The following is a 14,997-nucleotide window of genomic DNA, read 5'->3' as shown; positions in this document are numbered from 1 at the left end:
TGGAAAAGGGTTCATTTTTTTACATTGTTTTCATCCAAGGTGTGCATACTAGTCGCAGTATGTACAAAGGAGGCAATGAAATGGATGCTTTTCAAGCAGGAGAAATCGTCTATGTAATTATCCGCAATCCCCATGCACAGGGAGTAGCCAATATACAGGAGGCAGCGGTCGTTCATAACCCGGAAAAGCCAGGTGAGCTGGCTTTGTTTGTGTATGAAACCTATTATCCGCTCAATGATGAGGTGGCCGTTTATCAGGATCTCGGAGAGGCGGAAGAAGCATATGTGTCCGCTTTTGGCTTAGCCGATGGTGGTTATTATGGTTAAGCCGTTTGTGCCACAGCTTGTGTATATAGAGCCTCGAGCATTGGAATACCCGCTTGGAGTGAAGCTGAAGAACAAGTTCCAGGACATGGGAGTGGAGATTCGTGAGACTACTTCTCACAATCAGGTCCGTAACCTTCCGGGCGATAATGATTTCCAGAAGTACCGTACCGCCAAATCAACGTTGGTCGTAGGTGTGCGGAAAACACTGAAATTCGATACATCCAAACCTTCAGCAGAATACGCTATTCCATTTGCGACAGGCTGCATGGGGCATTGTCATTATTGTTACCTGCAAACGACGATGGGATCCAAACCTTATATCCGCACGTATGTAAATACAGATGAAATATTTGATGCAGCAGAGCAGTACATGCAGGAAAGAGCACCAGAAGAAACACGGTTTGAGGCTTCCTGTACATCAGATATTGTTGGTATCGATCATCTGACGCACACTTTAAAACATGCGATTGAATATTTCGGCCGGTCCAAGCACGGACAACTGCGCTTTGTAACGAAATTCGCTCATGTGGATCATTTGCTGGACGCAGACCATCAGGGACGGACGCGATTCCGCTTCAGCATTAATGATGATTATGTAATCAAGTACTTCGAACCAGGCACCTCCAGATTGAAAGATCGCATCGAAGCTGCGGTCAAAGTAGCCGAGGCTGGGTATCCACTTGGATTCATCGTTGCTCCGATCTATTTACATGACGGCTGGCAGACGGGCTATCCGGAAATGCTCGAACATCTGGAAGCAGCTTTGCCTGAACATGCCAAAAAGAACCTGACCTTCGAATTGATTCAGCATCGATTCACGAAGCCCGCAAAGCGCGTTATCGAGAAAAATTATCCTATGTCGAAGCTTGAGCTGGATGAAAGCAAACGGAAATATAAATGGGGCCGCTATGGTATTGGAAAATACGTCTACCAGAATGAAGAGCAGGAAGAAATTAAGGATGTAATAGGAAGCACAATCTATAAAATGTTCCCGCAATCCAGAATTGAATATTTCACCTGATTCATCTGTTGACAATCACATCCGTGCATGTGATAGTTAAGAGGACAATTGAATTTCGAGGAAGTCCACTAGGGGTGCCGTTTGGCTGAGATAAGAGTAATCTTTATCCCTTTGAACCTGATCTGGTTAACACCAGCGTAGGGAAGTGGAGCCGGATTCGTGTATTTTCTGCACACTTAATTATACGAGTCGCTCCATACTTCTGGAGCGGCTTTTTTATATGGCCGGCGCCAATCACCCTTCCGACGGGCTTTCTCCAATAGGAGGAGAAAAACATGTTTTCTGCACAATTGAGAGAAGAAGCAACCCCGGTATTCGAAGCAATCTATGCACATCCTTTCGTAGAAGGAGTTGCAAATGGATATGTGCCACGTGAGGCATTGATCCATTATGTGAAAGCTGATTATGAGTATTTGACTGCATTTGCTCGTATCTATGGTTTGGCAGTGAGCAAATGCGAAACGCGGGAAGAGATGGAGTTCTATCAGTCCCAAATTCATTTTGTCCTGCACAGCGAGATTCATCCGCATAACGTCTTCTGCAAGGTGGCAGGTGTACGATACGAGGAATTGCAGCGCATGACACCTCCGCCTGCAGCTGACCATTATATTTCGCACATGATGAACAGTGCTGTGCAAGGAGACATCGGAGAGCTAATGGCAGCGCTTCTGCCTTGTCCATGGACGTATCAAGCGCTGGCAGCTCATATTATCGAAACGAAGGCACCCGATGAATCCAATCCGTTCCTGGAGTGGATTCAGTTTTATAGCAGCAGGGAAGATGGCATGCCGAATGTGACAGCAGAGCTTAGCAAGCGACTGGATAAGTGGGCCGAGACAGCGGGATCTGCTGCAAAAGAACGTGCACGAAAAGCTTTTCTTAAAAGCTGTATGCTGGAGCATAGTTTCTGGGAAATGGCCGCCACACAGCAAGACTGGATGATCCCATTGAAAGGGGCGTCTGTTCATGCTTGATATCAAGAGCGCTTTGACAATAGCCGGAACTGATCCATCAGGAGGGGCAGGAATTCAGGCGGATCTGAAGACTTTCCAGGAGCGTGAAGTATATGGAATGAGTGTGGTCACCTCCCTCGTTGCCCAAAATACGATAGGAGTGCAGGCAGTTCATCATGTTCCAGTCGAATTTCTTGAACAACAGCTGGAATCAATCTTCTCAGATATCACCCCTGCTGCTGTAAAAACGGGGATGATTGCATCAGAAGAGATGATGCACTGCGTTGCTGCTGCTTTGCGTAATTCAAAGGCTATATATGTGATGGATCCTGTTATGTATGCCAAAAGCGGGCATGCACTTATGGGAGAGGATTCAAGAGATGCACTGAAGACGCATCTTGTTCCGCTAGCTGCACTTATTACACCGAATATTCCGGAAGCAGAAGAACTTACCGGAATTCATATTGAAGATGAAAATAGCATGAAAGCAGCAGCAAAGATAATCGTCCGGGAGTATGGGGCTAAAGCTGTCTTGATGAAAGGCGGTCATATGGAAGGAGCAGCTGCGGCAGACTTGCTCTACGATGGTAGCAGCTTTAGTGCCTACTCTGCAGAACGTATTCAGACGAAGCATACTCATGGGACGGGATGTACTTATTCTGCAGCTATAACTGCAGAACTTGCTAAAGGGAAATCTCTGCAAGAAGCAGTCAGGATCGGTAAGGATTTTGTGACAGATGCAATTCAATATTCGCTTCAGATCGGTAAAGGAAATGGTCCGACAAATCACTGGGGATACCGTCTGCAAGGCGTGCCAGTCCAGGAGGAGCAGCATAATGAAGTATACTGATGTGATAAAGCAAGTTCGGGAAGCAAACCCTTTGATTCACTGCATTACGAATCAGGTTGTGATTAACTTTACGGCGAATGGTTTAATTGCACTTGGTGCTTCCCCGGTGATGGCGTCAGCTAAGGAAGAAGCAGCGCAGATGGTTCAGCATGCACAGGCGCTCCTAGTGAATATCGGCACACTTGCCGCAGCAGATGTAGAAGCGATGATTTTAGCCGGTAAAGAAGCGAATAGACTCGGAATACCAGTGATTTTCGATCCTGTCGGAGTTGGCGCCACAGCGTATCGGACAGAAACGGCCCGCCGCATTTTGGCGGAGGTGGATGTAACGGTCATTCGCGGAAACGCAGGTGAAATCTCTGTTCTTGGCGGCACATCAGACAAAGTGAAAGGTGTAGATGGAACTGAGGATGGTATTTCACCAAGAGTTGTCCAGCAGCTGGCCAGAGAATTGAATACGATTGTGATTGCAACAGGGAAAATAGATATCCTTTCAGATGGGAACCATACGTATAGTATTGCTAATGGACATGAGATGCTCAGTAAAATAACAGGATCTGGCTGCTTGCTTGGTGCCGTTGTGGCAGCATGCGCGGGAGCAGCAGATAATGTACTGGAAGCATGCATCGGTGCTCTTAGTTTCTACGGTATTGCAGCAGAGGAAGCGGCTAAGACCGCAAAAGCTCCAGGGAGCTTTCAAATCGCTTTTCTGGATCAGCTTTATTTGTTAGGGGATCAAGTGATTGATTCGGAAAAAGTGGAACAATTCGAAGTAGAAGTATAAAGAAACAATCAGCAGAAGTATGTCTGCTGATTGTAGTATGTCATTTTTCTGGATGAGGACCATGCCGATGCGGCTTTGGGATGAAACCATCTTGCTCTAATTGTTTAAACCTTTGATCCAAATGCTTTTCGATTTGGTCTGCCTTCTCTTCAGAAAAGACACCGTATTCTACGTACTTTTCAATAATTTGCTTTTCCTGCTCTAATGCCTGCTTCTGCAAAGCTGCTATTTCTTGCTTCTGCTGATCTGTCAGCACATCGGCAACAGCTTTGTCAGCAGCAAAACCGGCAGCTGGATTTGAAACGACTAATCCGACACATAGAGCGATTACTACTGCCCCAGCTTTCATCCATTTCAACTTTATCATCTCCTTGTAAAAAGCTTGGGCTTACTTTACGCAGTTTTGGGATTGCTATCCATCTTCCACACTTTTTCCTAAATTGGGAGAAGGAGAATTTTGACCTGAGGAATGAGAACATGTTCAACACAAAATGGGGATGTGGAATGTCTTAAATGGAAAAGGAGTAATAAACATGAAAGAAGAATTGGAGCTTTATTTCATAATGGGCAGTCAAAACTGCCAGGACAAGGATCCGGAAGACATACTGGAACAGGCGCTCGAAGCTGGTATTACCATGTTCCAGCTTCGTGAAAAAGGTGAAGGGGCTACGACTGGGCAGGAAAAAAGACAGCTGGCTGAACGGCTGCAGGCAAGATGTCGGGCGTACAGCATCCCTTTCATCGTTAATGATGATGTAGATCTTGCGATTGCGATTGGGGCAGATGGTGTGCATATCGGACAGACAGACGAAGCGATGCAGCAAGTAAAAACTCGCTGTCCAGAGCATTTCATTATTGGTGTGAGTGCTCAAAACGCCGAGGAAGCTAAAAAAGCAATCCAGGACGGAGCCCATTACATCGGTGTCGGGCCAATTGCCGCTACTCGCACGAAGATTGATGCCAAATTCCCAATCGGTCTGACAGGATTGCGGGACATTCGGAAGCAAGTCGGTGACTTCCCAATGGTTGCAATCGGCGGCATCAATCAGAAAAATGCCGAGGCTGTCCGGCAAGCAGGAGCTGATGGTATCTCGTTCATTTCCGTCCTAACCAAAGCGACGGATATCCAGAAAGCAGTAAATGAACTGAAGATGAAGATGGAAAAGGTGCACACGTGAGTGCATCTTTTTTATTTGGTGGAATTAAAATGTAAGGATTTGGTCACAATTCGTTCTATACGCTATCTATATTCTCTTATACGATGAAAGGGACATTTAAAAATTGGAGTGGTAAATATGAAGAAGCCAATGTTGGTCTTGCTGGCATTGTTCTTATATATGCTGCCGCAGGCTGTGTCCGCCCATGCAGTACTGACGGCATCGGATCCAGGACAAGGTGATACGGTGACAGAGAGCATGGATGCGTTCACTCTCACATTTAATTCTGATGTGGAGGATGTTGTAGAGACGAAAGTGACAGTCAATGGACAAGCACTCGCCACTGACTCTGCAGCCGTTGATGGAACGACTGTTACTGTTCCATTAGCTCAGGAAATGGTTGATGGGGATTATGAATTCAGCTATGAAGTAATTTCAGCAGATGGACATGAAGTCGGTAACACAGTCTCCTTTACAGCAGAAGGTCTGACCTCCGCTGAGGAAAGCGATAGCGAACAGGAATCGGCAGTCAAAAGTGAACAAAATAAACAAGTGAATGAACAGGAACAAACAGCAGCAGAAGAATCACATGAAGAAGAGGAAGGTTCCGATACGGGTTTCATCACGACGGGATTGGTAATTATCGCCTTACTTTGTGCCGCTGTTTTGTTCTTCACTTATCGTAAAAAGGGTTAACTCGCCGTGATTCTCGTTCCATTGTTGGAATTGCTGTCGTATATCGCTTTTTCTTTTCTCGCTGGCCATCTTGTTTTCCGGTTTGTACGCAAGGAAGAAGCAGCAATCCGGACACCGCGAAGTGACGTATTAGCTGCTGCAGCTTCTGCTGCACTCGTCACGAGTGGTCCTGTTATTAATCTCGTTTCTATAATTGGCGCACAGAATGGATATGGGCAAGCATTGAGCCAAGTCTTATTCCAGTTTACAGCTGGAAGAGTTTGGATTGGTATCTTTCTCCTGGCTATCTGTATCTGGCTGCTGCTTTATTTCAACAAATTTCCGCTTCTCGCGCTAATCTTATTCCTAGGTATGCTATTTCTTAGTGCGTATGGCAGCCATACAGCAGTGGAGGGTGGTTTGATCGGCGCTTTTACTCATTTCGTCCATTTGAGTGCTGCTGTTTTTTGGGTTGGTGTACTGATTCATGTATGTTTTTATGCATCAGAACAATTCAGTTGGGAAAGTTTCCTAAAATGGTTTACACCATTCGCCATTCTGCTTGTCTTGCTAGTCATAGGCAGTGGCATAATGGTCATGCTGTTTGCTATGGATATTCGAAGCTATGGAAATGCTTTGATGCTGACGTATGGCCAAATGTTGTTCGTGAAGCATGTTGTGTTCATACCAGTACTTGTATTTGCTGTCATTAACGGCATTCTTGCAAGAAAAGCTCATCGTGATTCTGCATTTCGTCCGCTTAACTGGATCCGTGCCGAAGCAATCCTGCTTGCGATTATATTCATTTGCACAGCGATACTTGGCACTTCTGCTACACCAGCGGATATTCCAGCGACCTTAAGCAATGAGGGATCTGCTTCGATATTCGGCAGCATTTTTCCTAGTGTGACAGCTGAAAGTGTCGCAACTTGGCATTGGGGTGTGCTTGGGATTGTTTGCTTCATCGGATTTGGCGTGTTTTTGGCCAGTATCGTTTATCTTTTCAAAAAAAGAGCTGCAGTAAGCTTCGCATTGGCAGCCGCATTCGTTGCTTCGGCACTTTTGTACACTGCCATAATGACTAGTTTACAATTTTAATAGATTCATAGAACGACATTATTCCACCTTTGATCACAGAAAGTTTCTATTAGGCAAACATTCTGCTGGAAAAAGGAAATAGAAATTGGAATAATGTCTTTTTTTGTGTACTGTTGTCGTCAGTTTTCCCAATACATTTCCAAGATAGCCTATGCTAGATTTACTATAATAGTTTCTGAGAGTCTAGAAGGGCAGAGGGTCGGACTCCACTTCAGTGACTATAAAATCTAGCGAGGTGATTGAATGAAAAGAAAACTGGTAAGTGTCGCTGCTGTCGCAATGATAGGGTTATCTGTATTCCAGCCGTTACAAGCTGGTGCAGCTCCTGATGAAACGGCAAAGAATGAGGAAGTCCGCGTTCTCGTTAAGCAGAAGGACGGTGTATTTTCTACTCAAGCAACCGACGAGGTCAAGGAAGAGCATGGTGTCCGCAACAGCTTCGGTAATGAAGGCTTTACAACTGAGGTATCTAAAAAAGAGCTCGAGGAGCTAAAAGCTGACAAAGCCCTGGAAGTGACCGAAGTAAGTGTATATACGAAGCAGGAAGTGTCTGAAAAACGGGATGTATCGACACAAGCTGTATCCGACCGTACACCGTGGGGAATTCAAGCAATTTATAATAACTCATCCATAACTAGAACAAGCGGCGGAAATAATATCAACATCGCTGTTCTCGATACTGGCACGTCTGTTAACCACCCTGACCTTGCTGCCAATGTGGAGCAGTGTGTCGACTTTACCCAAGCATCCAGCGGACAGGTGAATGGCACTTGTGTCGATCGTGATGGGCATGGTACCCACGTCTCTGGTTCTGCACTTGCCAATGGCGGAAATGGTTCAGGTATCTTTGGTGTAGCACCGGAAGCAGATCTTTGGGCTTATAAAGTACTTGGTGATGATGGGCGCGGCTATTCCGATGACATCGCAAACGGTATCCGGAAAGCTGCCGATGATGGAGCAAACCGTGGTGAGAAAGTCGTCATTTCAATGTCTCTTGGCGGAGGACAGGATTCTCTCATCTCCAGTGCAGTTCGTTATGCAAATAGCAGAGGTGCATTAGTCATCGCAGCTACGGGTAACTCCGGCCCGTATGAAGGTTCAATCGGCTATCCTGCTGCACTGCCAGAAGCTGTTGCAGTAGCAAACTTGGAGAACCGTCAGCAAAACGGTACATACCGAGTTGCCGATTCTTCCTCTCGAGGCTACAGTCGTACAGATGGTGATTATGTTATTCAGCAAGGTGATGTGGAAGTATCAGCTCCAGGATCAGCTATCCTATCCACTTATCCAGGAAACACATATGCGTCACTGACTGGTACATCGATGGCTACACCGCATATCTCTGGTTTGGCAGCTAAGATTTGGTCGGAAAACACTGGCTTGAGCAGCTCCCAAGTGAGACAGACATTGCAGTCCCGTGCTCGTGCTAACGATATCCTTGGCGGCTATGGTGCTGCTAGAGGCGATGATTATGCCTCCGGTTTCGGTTTCCCTCGTGTTCAATAAGTTAGGCGAAATAAAGAAGAAGGCTCACATAAGGAGCCTTCTTCTTTATTGTTCCTGCCAGAAATTCTATTACGTATATCTGAGATTGACCTAGTGCTTCTATATTTTTTCGTCAGCTATAAAACTGCCATGTTATAAGTAAGGAGATTAGCAGAATAATAGAAATGATAGTCAATAAATATAAGTAAAACTGAAACTTAGTTGTTTTATCTTGTTTAATATTAATTAGAAAGAAAGCAATAGAGATACTACTTATAATCGTTAAAATATAGTTAGTAACGATATGCGGAAGCACTTCAGTATAAGCTCTATCAATATTACGTAACATTCTTATTATCAATAGACTTACATTCAACACAAAAGCTGCACCGGCAAAGTTTAATAAGTATATCCACTTTCTTATTTTTAGAGATTGCTTTTTTCTTTTCCGACTTAGGATGTTACTTATGATTAAAACAAATGGGGATAAGATAAAAAACAGGAAGCAGTAAACGGCTAAAATAGCATTAATCGTTAACCAATAAGGACTTTTATCCATGGGCAGATAATCTGAAATGGATGTATGAACTTGTTTAATGTCACCATCGTCATTTGAGAAATAGAGAACACTTGTAGGAATAAACAAAGGGTGTCCGTTTTTCATTTTATAAACATCAGGGTATGTTTGTGTGTAAACAGCAGTCGCACCAGCAAGACTCACTTCTATTTCTTTTTCATTAATTGATGTGACTGTAAGTGGAACTAAATAAGCGTATAGATTTAGGAAGCCACTTTCTATCCTTCGAGCAGAGATATACTTACCTTCTAATGATTTTGAACTTGGTAGGTGAGATGAGGATACAGTATGCTGCTCTTTTTCTCCGACTAATTCTTTTACTAACCCATAAGAAATATCAAGCTCTGATGCTTGATTCGTTAAGATAATAACTGAAAAGTTTTCTTCAGGCACTATGTGGAAGTTACTTGAAAAAGAATTGGTATTCCCACCATGTGTAAATCCTTTATACGTACCATCATACTCCCAAAAGCCATGAGCAATACCAGGCGCATGTTCATTCGCAGAATGACTTTGCGAAAGCAATTTCTTAAGGGTATCTTCATTCTCAAATAAAACGTTCTTATTTTGGGACTGTGGCATTAGTGCATTTGAAAACTTAGCTAAATCCTGTGCTGTTCCATTTATTGCTCCGCTCGGATACAGTGACATATAGTATTCTGTTGAGCGTTCGAATTTTCCTTTATCAACAAGTTCATAGCCATTTACTTTGTTTTTTATTATCTGTTCATTGCTTTCTGGTAACAAATAGGCAGTTGAGTCTGAAAAACCTAATCTCTGAAATATATGTTCTTCTACATATTCATTAAAATCCTGATTAGTAATTAACTGAACTATATAAGCAGCTAGACTTGTTGAATAATTTGAATAAGCAACGACTTCACCTGGACGATAAATCTGGTTCGGCTCAGCTATTTGTAATCCTACATCCAAAGGTTTTAATTGGTTAGCATTCGCATTCGCATACCCTAAATCAAAAATTCTCTCCTCAAACCCAGCTGTATGGTTCATTAAATCCAGCATTGTGATAGGATCATCATACTTAAGATGCTTAATAAATCCGTTTGGTAAGTAATTCCTTATATCTGCATCTAAATTGATCTTTCCTTGCTCAACTAATTGCATAACCGATACCCAGACAAACAATTTACTTATTGAGCCCCATTCGAAAATAGAGGTACCAGAATCTATTTTCACTTGGTTTTCAATATCTCCAAAACCATATTCCTTCGAAAGCACAATTTCATTATTTTTTACTATAACGATGCTTGCACCTGCAGTTGTCTTGCCAATATAGTCACTTACATAGTCATCTACGTAATCTTCTACTTCGGATAATGGGATTCCTGATGGAGTTTCGTACTCGTTAGCATAAAGCGTTTGTGGAAATAAAGGAATTAAGGCAATCAGTAACAAAAGGAAAAGTTTCTTATACATGTAGCACCCCCTCATAAAGCCTTTTAATCAATAAGTATGTTAATCCACTTACATCTTTTACTTTTCATTAACTCAGATAATTATCGGGGTAAATTGATTTTACTGAGCTATCCTTTATTAAACATCTGTCCAGAGACTTGTTCGTGACTAAGTCTCTGGATGGAGAATGATGTTTAAATCCTTAATCTTTCAACAAGTTGGCTCCTTTATGAGGGTTCTCCTTTTATATTTTATGTGGCAATCTCCAAACAAGAAGCCCGGAGATTAAAGCGATACATCCGCCGAGTACAATTGTTAGTCCAATGCCAAACCACTCTGATAAGAGACCAGCGCAAACAGAAGCAACTGGAAGTAAGGTAAACGTAATGAAGCGGGATGTGGATTGGACACGACCTAGTAAAAACCGTGGTGTATAGCGCTGTCGAATTGTTTTCATGATCGGGTTAACGGCACCTGCAGCTGCTGTCCCAATCATATTGAAGCAAGCCGCGAGCCAAATAGTATCCGTCAGCCCGACACAGATGATGGATAAACCGCCAATCACTTTAGCAACGAATAATATCTGTTTGTACGTAGAGAACCGATCGGCAAAGAAACCCAGAGATGTACCTAGAATGGCTCCGATTCCGCCAGAAGATAATACAATGCCAAGCAGCAAAGGATCTTTTGTGAGTTGGTTTACATAGATGACCAGCAAAACAATGAGAAATTGTATTCCGAAGTTGGAGATTAGCGATATAAGATTGGTGTACCAAATTTCTTTCTGTTGATAGATGAAAGAGAATCCTTCCCTCAGCTCGTGTATGTATTGGGATATGGAGAAAGTTCTGGAGCTGGTTGTTTGTTTTTCGTATGGAAGCAGGAGCACTAACCAAACGGCCAGTAAGGAAAGACCGCTTACTGCTAATAAGCTGTAATGGATGTTGAAGAATAGAAGAACAATACCGCCTATGCTCGGACCAGTCACGATGGTTAGCTGAAATATAGCACTTTCCAGACTGTTAGCTAAAAGAAGCTGTCGATCGGCAACTAGATGTGGAATGGTAGTAAACTGAGCACCCTGATAGAATTGACCAGCGAATCCGATGCACATGGAAATGACACAGATAAGCAGGAGACTTATCTGTCCGGTTAAGGCAGATATACTTAGCAGCAAAAAACAGAGAAAGCGGGCAAAGTCAGCAAACAGCAGTACATACTTCCAGTTTGCACGGTCGAGAAAAGGACCGATAAGAGGCTGCAGTAGCATCGTCGCCCGTTCAGCCGCTATGGCGATCGTAACAGCGATAGTGGAAGAGGTTACTTCAAGCACTAGCAGCGGGAGCAGGATGCTGTAAACCTGTCCAGCCATGGAAGCCATTGTGGTACTCATCATCAGGCGTGATAACGGATGGGTTAGCGTAATTTTCTGCATAGTCATGTGATCACTCTTCCAAAAAGGTTTGCAGTTCGTGATCTAGGGAAGCAATACTCTTTTTATTTACGTAGTAAGCTTGTTTATCTGACCCGATTAGTCCAGCGGATTTGAGCATTTTCAAATGATGGTGCAGTGTTGATTTCGCAACGGGAAGCTGCTCCGTTAATTGCTGGAGCGTTTGTTCACCTTCCAACAAACGTTTTAGTAAGTTAAGTCTGGTTGCATCACCTAATGCTTTATACTTTCTTACAAGCATCGTATCCGGATTATATCTGTTTTCTGGATCGATGCTATTAGCGTGAATTGGATAATAAAAAACCTTTGTATCAGGCAGGTCTGCACTGATGGTCCACGGTCTGTAGAGATAATGCGGGATAAATAAAATCGTATCAATGGTACCGTCTGGTTCGAAGTTTGTACTGTTTGTCACCCAGCGTATGAACGTCAATTTATCCATTGCTGTCAGCTTATGTTCTTTATTTGAAATATCACGTTTCAGCATATCCTGCAGGAGCGTTTCCTTCGGTCTAATTACTTCTTTGAACCATTTTTTCATAACAGATATTAAGTGTTTTTTCAGGAAATTAATATCTGAATCGGCAATAAAAGCAATATAATGTGGGAAGAAAGGGTTGTCTGCGGTAACTTCTTGAAGAGTTGCTAGTGAGCTTTCATTTCCCTGAGCAGCCTGCGTTCGATATTTTTCAAATGCGCTTCCAATGTAGGGAAGACTTTGTTCCCGCAATGTCTGTTCCGGCATGTTGGAGAGCTCATCTGTCCATTCATCTAAGGTTGTGGCATTTGAGTGGTGCAGCAACTAGAGCAGTGCTTTCCAAGTATTGTGCTGATGGATCACATGCAGTTCTTGCTGAAGATCTGTCGAAAAGCCATTTTCGGGATCATCCCACATCTTTTCCACATGCTCTAGTGTCCCAGCAAGTGAGACATTCGTTATTGCGGCAATTCCTAAAGCTGCTTCCCATAGTAACGATGTTTCAAAACGAATGGTATAATCTTGCTTTGCCTTAAATCCTGTTTGAATTATTTTCATATCTACCACCTCATTAAATATTCTATATTATTAGAATATTATATTCAATAAAAATAGAACGGAGCGATGAAATGAATAATTATCATTGTGCATTCGGCGTTTATGCTGTTATACATAAAGAAAACGAACTGCTTGTCATCCATAAAGGAAGCGGCCCATATATCAATCGCTATGACTTGCCAGGCGGAAGTCTGGAAAGCGGAGAGGGTTTACTGGAGGCTGTCATTCGTGAAGTGAAGGAAGAAACAGGTTTAACTGCAGCAGTGAAGAAGCAGATTGGCGTTGTAGATTTTAAGCTTCCTTGGCAGTGGAAGGACTTTACCCATGTACATCATACAGCTGTCTTTTATACAGCAGAGGTAACTGGAGAATTGCGAGTTCCTGAGCAATTTACAGGGCAGGATGCGCTAGGGGCAGAATGGATGCCTATTGATGGTTTATCTATTACGAACAGCTCACCTTTGGTCACACAGGCGATCAATTGGCTATTGTCGTCTGAAATGCCAATAGAAACAATCGTTTATCCAGAGTGGGGAATCAAAGAGACGAGTTTCCAGGAAGGAGATCAGGGTATTAGATAAGGAAAAAAAGAGGGTGCAGCTTAGGTGAAAAAAGTGGGCTTGTATGTATTCAGTCTGATGTTTATTGTGGCTGGTATTTTGCATTTTGTATTGGATGATGGTTTCGTTGCCATGCTGCCAGCGTATGTACCATTGCGCTATACATTAATTTATCTGACTGGCATTGCCGAGATTCTCCTGGCTATAGGACTACTTGTACCGGCTACCAGGAAATTAACTGCTATTGTCACTATCGTTTACCTGATTGCGATCTTCCCGGCAAACATTTACAGTGCCGTCTATGATATCCCGATGCCAGGCTTTGAGGAGACCAACCAAGCACTTCTTTATGCTAGGCTCTTTGTACAGCCGGTACTTATCTGGTGGGCTTGGAAGGTTACGAGATAAAACGCATCTGCAATTCCTCGAAAGGCTTCGCATATAGTGAGAATATCATGTATGCCGAGGTGACCTATGCGCTCCATTAGTTTGTGTATGATTGTTAAAAATGAAGAAGAGGTGCTGGCAGGCTGTTTGGAAAGTGTCCGGGATTTAGTGGATGAAATAATTATCGTTGATACAGGATCTACTGATCGGACAAAGGAAATTGCAGAACAGTACACATCACGTATCTTTGATTTCAAATGGATTGACGATTTTTCTGCTGCTAGAAATTACAGCTTCAGTAAGGCAACGGGAGAGTATGTTATGTGGCTTGATGCGGATGATGTGCTGCTGCCAAAGGATCAAGAGGCTTTTCGTACTTTGTGGAGCAATTTGACTGATGAAATAGATGTCGTATCGATGTATTATCATACAAGTTTGGATGCTGAGGGCCGGCCGTTATACCTCTATAGGCGCAATCGAATCGTAAAGCGCAGCAAGAATTTTCGCTGGCATGGTGCCGTCCATGAATACTTGGAATTCGGCGGTAATATCGTGGCATCGGAAATAGCTGTCACACACCGTAAAAGCGAAAAAACTCATACGATTTCAGACCGCAATCTGAGAATTTATGAGTCCTTCGTCGCTTCTGGCAGGGAACTGACACCACGCGATATGTTTTATTATGCAAATGAGCTGAAGGATCACGGGAAGTTCGAACTTGCCAAGTCTTACTATATGGAGTTTCTTCAATCAGAAAAGGGCTGGGTGGAGGACAATATCCGGGCATGCCAATATCTGGCAGATTGTTGCAAAGCAGAAGGAGATATAGAAGGGTATCGCATGCATCTGTTCCGTTCCTTCCGTTATGACCGGCCGCGACCGGAATTCTGCTGTTTAATCGGTGACTTACTGACAGAGGATCGAAATTATGATGCAGCTGCGTATTGGTATGAGCAGGCCTTGGATTATGAGGGGAAGGAGCTGTCTGGGTTCAGTGTACCTGCTTATACAACTTGGTATCCGTATTTGCAGCTGACGCTATGTTATTCTCGGATCGGTCAGCTTGCTCAGGCAAAATCGGCCCATGAAAAAGCTGTGTCCTATAACCCCAATCATCCAAGTATCCTTCATAACACAGCATTCTTTGAGAAGCTCAGTCATTAATTTCCTTTTACTGCTTCATGTGTCATAATACGTACTATCAAGGTAAGATATGGAG

General features: G+C 43.3%; 17 protein-coding genes and 1 riboswitch. Of the genes, 12 read left to right on the top strand and 5 right to left on the bottom strand.

Going from position 1 to position 14,997, the window contains the following annotated elements; all coding sequences use genetic code 11:
• The first annotated feature begins 80 nt into the window (after nucleotides 1-80).
• The 5 genes from CHH58_RS14715 (at nucleotide 81) to thiM (ending at nucleotide 3,934) form a co-directional block, all read left to right on the top strand.
• Nucleotides 81-326 (top strand): transcriptional regulator SplA domain-containing protein, encoded by a 246-nt coding sequence (locus CHH58_RS14715; protein WP_038557971.1) that lies wholly within the window; start codon nucleotides 81-83, stop codon nucleotides 324-326.
• A complete protein-coding gene (gene splB, locus CHH58_RS14710) occupies nucleotides 319-1,347 on the top strand; it encodes a spore photoproduct lyase (RefSeq protein WP_095220051.1) in 1,029 nt (342 codons plus the stop codon). The genes CHH58_RS14715 and splB overlap by 8 nt, the downstream gene beginning before the upstream one ends.
• Nucleotides 1,348-1,407: 60 nt before the next feature.
• A riboswitch (TPP riboswitch) is annotated at nucleotides 1,408-1,508 on the top strand.
• Between the two features lie 114 nt (nucleotides 1,509-1,622).
• Entirely contained in the window at nucleotides 1,623-2,321 is a 699-nt protein-coding gene (gene tenA / locus CHH58_RS14705; protein ID WP_095233486.1) for a thiaminase II, read from the top strand.
• A complete protein-coding gene (thiD, locus tag CHH58_RS14700) occupies nucleotides 2,314-3,150 on the top strand; it encodes a bifunctional hydroxymethylpyrimidine kinase/phosphomethylpyrimidine kinase (protein ID WP_095233487.1) in 837 nt (278 codons plus the stop codon). The genes tenA and thiD overlap by 8 nt, the downstream gene beginning before the upstream one ends.
• Nucleotides 3,137-3,934: a hydroxyethylthiazole kinase gene (gene thiM / locus CHH58_RS14695; RefSeq protein ID WP_095228758.1), complete on the top strand. Its 798-nt coding sequence runs from the start codon at nucleotides 3,137-3,139 to the stop codon at nucleotides 3,932-3,934. Before thiD ends, thiM begins: the two co-directional genes overlap by 14 nt.
• A gap of 40 nt (nucleotides 3,935-3,974) precedes the next feature.
• Here thiM and CHH58_RS14690 read toward each other — a convergent pair whose 3' ends face one another.
• Entirely contained in the window at nucleotides 3,975-4,283 is a 309-nt protein-coding gene (locus tag CHH58_RS14690; RefSeq protein ID WP_249275152.1) for a YckD family protein, read from the bottom strand.
• A gap of 184 nt (nucleotides 4,284-4,467) precedes the next feature.
• Here CHH58_RS14690 and thiE point away from each other — a divergent pair, with 184 nt between their 5' ends.
• The 4 genes from thiE (at nucleotide 4,468) to CHH58_RS14670 (ending at nucleotide 8,370) form a co-directional block, all read left to right on the top strand.
• Nucleotides 4,468-5,112: a thiamine phosphate synthase gene (gene thiE, locus CHH58_RS14685; protein ID WP_095228762.1), complete on the top strand. Its 645-nt coding sequence runs from the start codon at nucleotides 4,468-4,470 to the stop codon at nucleotides 5,110-5,112.
• Nucleotides 5,113-5,229: 117 nt separating this feature from the next.
• Nucleotides 5,230-5,787 carry a copper resistance CopC family protein gene (locus CHH58_RS14680; RefSeq protein WP_095233489.1) on the top strand — a complete coding sequence of 186 codons (558 nt, stop codon included), beginning with the start codon at nucleotides 5,230-5,232 and terminating at the stop codon, nucleotides 5,785-5,787.
• A gap of 6 nt (nucleotides 5,788-5,793) precedes the next feature.
• Entirely contained in the window at nucleotides 5,794-6,864 is a 1,071-nt protein-coding gene (locus CHH58_RS14675) for a copper resistance D family protein (RefSeq protein ID WP_095262738.1), read from the top strand.
• 243 nt (nucleotides 6,865-7,107) lie between these two features.
• Complete coding sequence (locus tag CHH58_RS14670) at nucleotides 7,108-8,370, top strand: S8 family peptidase (protein ID WP_095261387.1); 1,263 nt, start codon at nucleotides 7,108-7,110, stop codon at nucleotides 8,368-8,370.
• A gap of 112 nt (nucleotides 8,371-8,482) precedes the next feature.
• On the opposite strand, the gene CHH58_RS14665 is transcribed toward CHH58_RS14670, so the two are convergent.
• From CHH58_RS14665 to CHH58_RS14650, 4 genes are all read right to left on the bottom strand, one after another.
• On the bottom strand, nucleotides 8,483-10,363 hold the full coding sequence (locus CHH58_RS14665; RefSeq protein WP_170937642.1) for a serine hydrolase domain-containing protein: 1,881 nt from the start codon (nucleotides 10,361-10,363) through the stop codon (nucleotides 8,483-8,485).
• A gap of 223 nt (nucleotides 10,364-10,586) precedes the next feature.
• The gene (locus CHH58_RS14660; RefSeq protein ID WP_095262736.1) at nucleotides 10,587-11,783 is read right to left on the bottom strand and encodes an MFS transporter; all 1,197 of its coding nucleotides are present in this window, start codon (nucleotides 11,781-11,783) and stop codon (nucleotides 10,587-10,589) included.
• 4 nt (nucleotides 11,784-11,787) lie between these two features.
• On the bottom strand, nucleotides 11,788-12,540 hold the full coding sequence (locus tag CHH58_RS14655; protein WP_095262735.1) for an ArsR/SmtB family transcription factor: 753 nt from the start codon (nucleotides 12,538-12,540) through the stop codon (nucleotides 11,788-11,790).
• A gap of 57 nt (nucleotides 12,541-12,597) precedes the next feature.
• Complete coding sequence (locus CHH58_RS14650) at nucleotides 12,598-12,831, bottom strand: hypothetical protein (protein WP_095262734.1); 234 nt, start codon at nucleotides 12,829-12,831, stop codon at nucleotides 12,598-12,600.
• Between the two features lie 71 nt (nucleotides 12,832-12,902).
• Here CHH58_RS14650 and CHH58_RS14645 point away from each other — a divergent pair, with 71 nt between their 5' ends.
• The 3 genes from CHH58_RS14645 to CHH58_RS14635 all read left to right on the top strand — a co-directional run bounded on the left by CHH58_RS14645 (nucleotide 12,903) and on the right by CHH58_RS14635 (nucleotide 14,942).
• Nucleotides 12,903-13,412, top strand: coding sequence for an NUDIX hydrolase (locus CHH58_RS14645; protein ID WP_095262733.1), 510 nt, complete (start codon nucleotides 12,903-12,905; stop codon nucleotides 13,410-13,412).
• A 24-nt stretch (nucleotides 13,413-13,436) separates the two neighbouring features.
• Nucleotides 13,437-13,799 (top strand): DoxX family protein, encoded by a 363-nt coding sequence (locus CHH58_RS14640; RefSeq protein WP_249275147.1) that lies wholly within the window; start codon nucleotides 13,437-13,439, stop codon nucleotides 13,797-13,799.
• A gap of 66 nt (nucleotides 13,800-13,865) precedes the next feature.
• A complete protein-coding gene (locus tag CHH58_RS14635; RefSeq protein WP_095228776.1) occupies nucleotides 13,866-14,942 on the top strand; it encodes a tetratricopeptide repeat-containing glycosyltransferase family 2 protein in 1,077 nt (358 codons plus the stop codon).
• Nucleotides 14,943-14,997: the final 55 nt, after the last annotated feature.

The sequence above is a fragment of the Terribacillus saccharophilus genome (assembly GCF_002272745.1).
Taxonomy (GTDB): Bacteria; Bacillota; Bacilli; order Bacillales; family Amphibacillaceae; genus Terribacillus; species Terribacillus saccharophilus_B.
The sequence above is the reverse complement of the archived record's forward strand: the minus strand, read 5'-3'. Positions and strand labels throughout refer to the sequence as shown.

Excerpts from the sequence above, each read along its gene's own strand:
- CHH58_RS14650 (WP_095262734.1), bottom strand. The coding sequence starts at position 12,831 with ATGAAAATAATTCAAACAGGATTTAAGGCAAAGCAAGATTATACCATT.
- CHH58_RS14715 (WP_038557971.1), top strand. The coding sequence starts at position 81 with ATGGATGCTTTTCAAGCAGGAGAAATCGTCTATGTAATTATCCGCAAT.
- CHH58_RS14645 (WP_095262733.1), top strand. The coding sequence starts at position 12,903 with ATGAATAATTATCATTGTGCATTCGGCGTTTATGCTGTTATACATAAA.
- CHH58_RS14665 (WP_170937642.1), bottom strand. The coding sequence starts at position 10,363 with ATGTATAAGAAACTTTTCCTTTTGTTACTGATTGCCTTAATTCCTTTA.
- CHH58_RS14660 (WP_095262736.1), bottom strand. The coding sequence starts at position 11,783 with ATGACTATGCAGAAAATTACGCTAACCCATCCGTTATCACGCCTGATG.
- splB (WP_095220051.1), top strand. The coding sequence starts at position 319 with ATGGTTAAGCCGTTTGTGCCACAGCTTGTGTATATAGAGCCTCGAGCA.
- CHH58_RS14655 (WP_095262735.1), bottom strand. The coding sequence starts at position 12,540 with ATGCCGGAACAGACATTGCGGGAACAAAGTCTTCCCTACATTGGAAGC.
- thiM (WP_095228758.1), top strand. The coding sequence starts at position 3,137 with ATGAAGTATACTGATGTGATAAAGCAAGTTCGGGAAGCAAACCCTTTG.
- tenA (WP_095233486.1), top strand. The coding sequence starts at position 1,623 with ATGTTTTCTGCACAATTGAGAGAAGAAGCAACCCCGGTATTCGAAGCA.
- thiE (WP_095228762.1), top strand. The coding sequence starts at position 4,468 with ATGAAAGAAGAATTGGAGCTTTATTTCATAATGGGCAGTCAAAACTGC.
- CHH58_RS14690 (WP_249275152.1), bottom strand. The coding sequence starts at position 4,283 with ATGAAAGCTGGGGCAGTAGTAATCGCTCTATGTGTCGGATTAGTCGTT.
- CHH58_RS14680 (WP_095233489.1), top strand. The coding sequence starts at position 5,230 with ATGAAGAAGCCAATGTTGGTCTTGCTGGCATTGTTCTTATATATGCTG.
- CHH58_RS14670 (WP_095261387.1), top strand. The coding sequence starts at position 7,108 with ATGAAAAGAAAACTGGTAAGTGTCGCTGCTGTCGCAATGATAGGGTTA.
- thiD (WP_095233487.1), top strand. The coding sequence starts at position 2,314 with ATGCTTGATATCAAGAGCGCTTTGACAATAGCCGGAACTGATCCATCA.
- CHH58_RS14635 (WP_095228776.1), top strand. The coding sequence starts at position 13,866 with ATGCGCTCCATTAGTTTGTGTATGATTGTTAAAAATGAAGAAGAGGTG.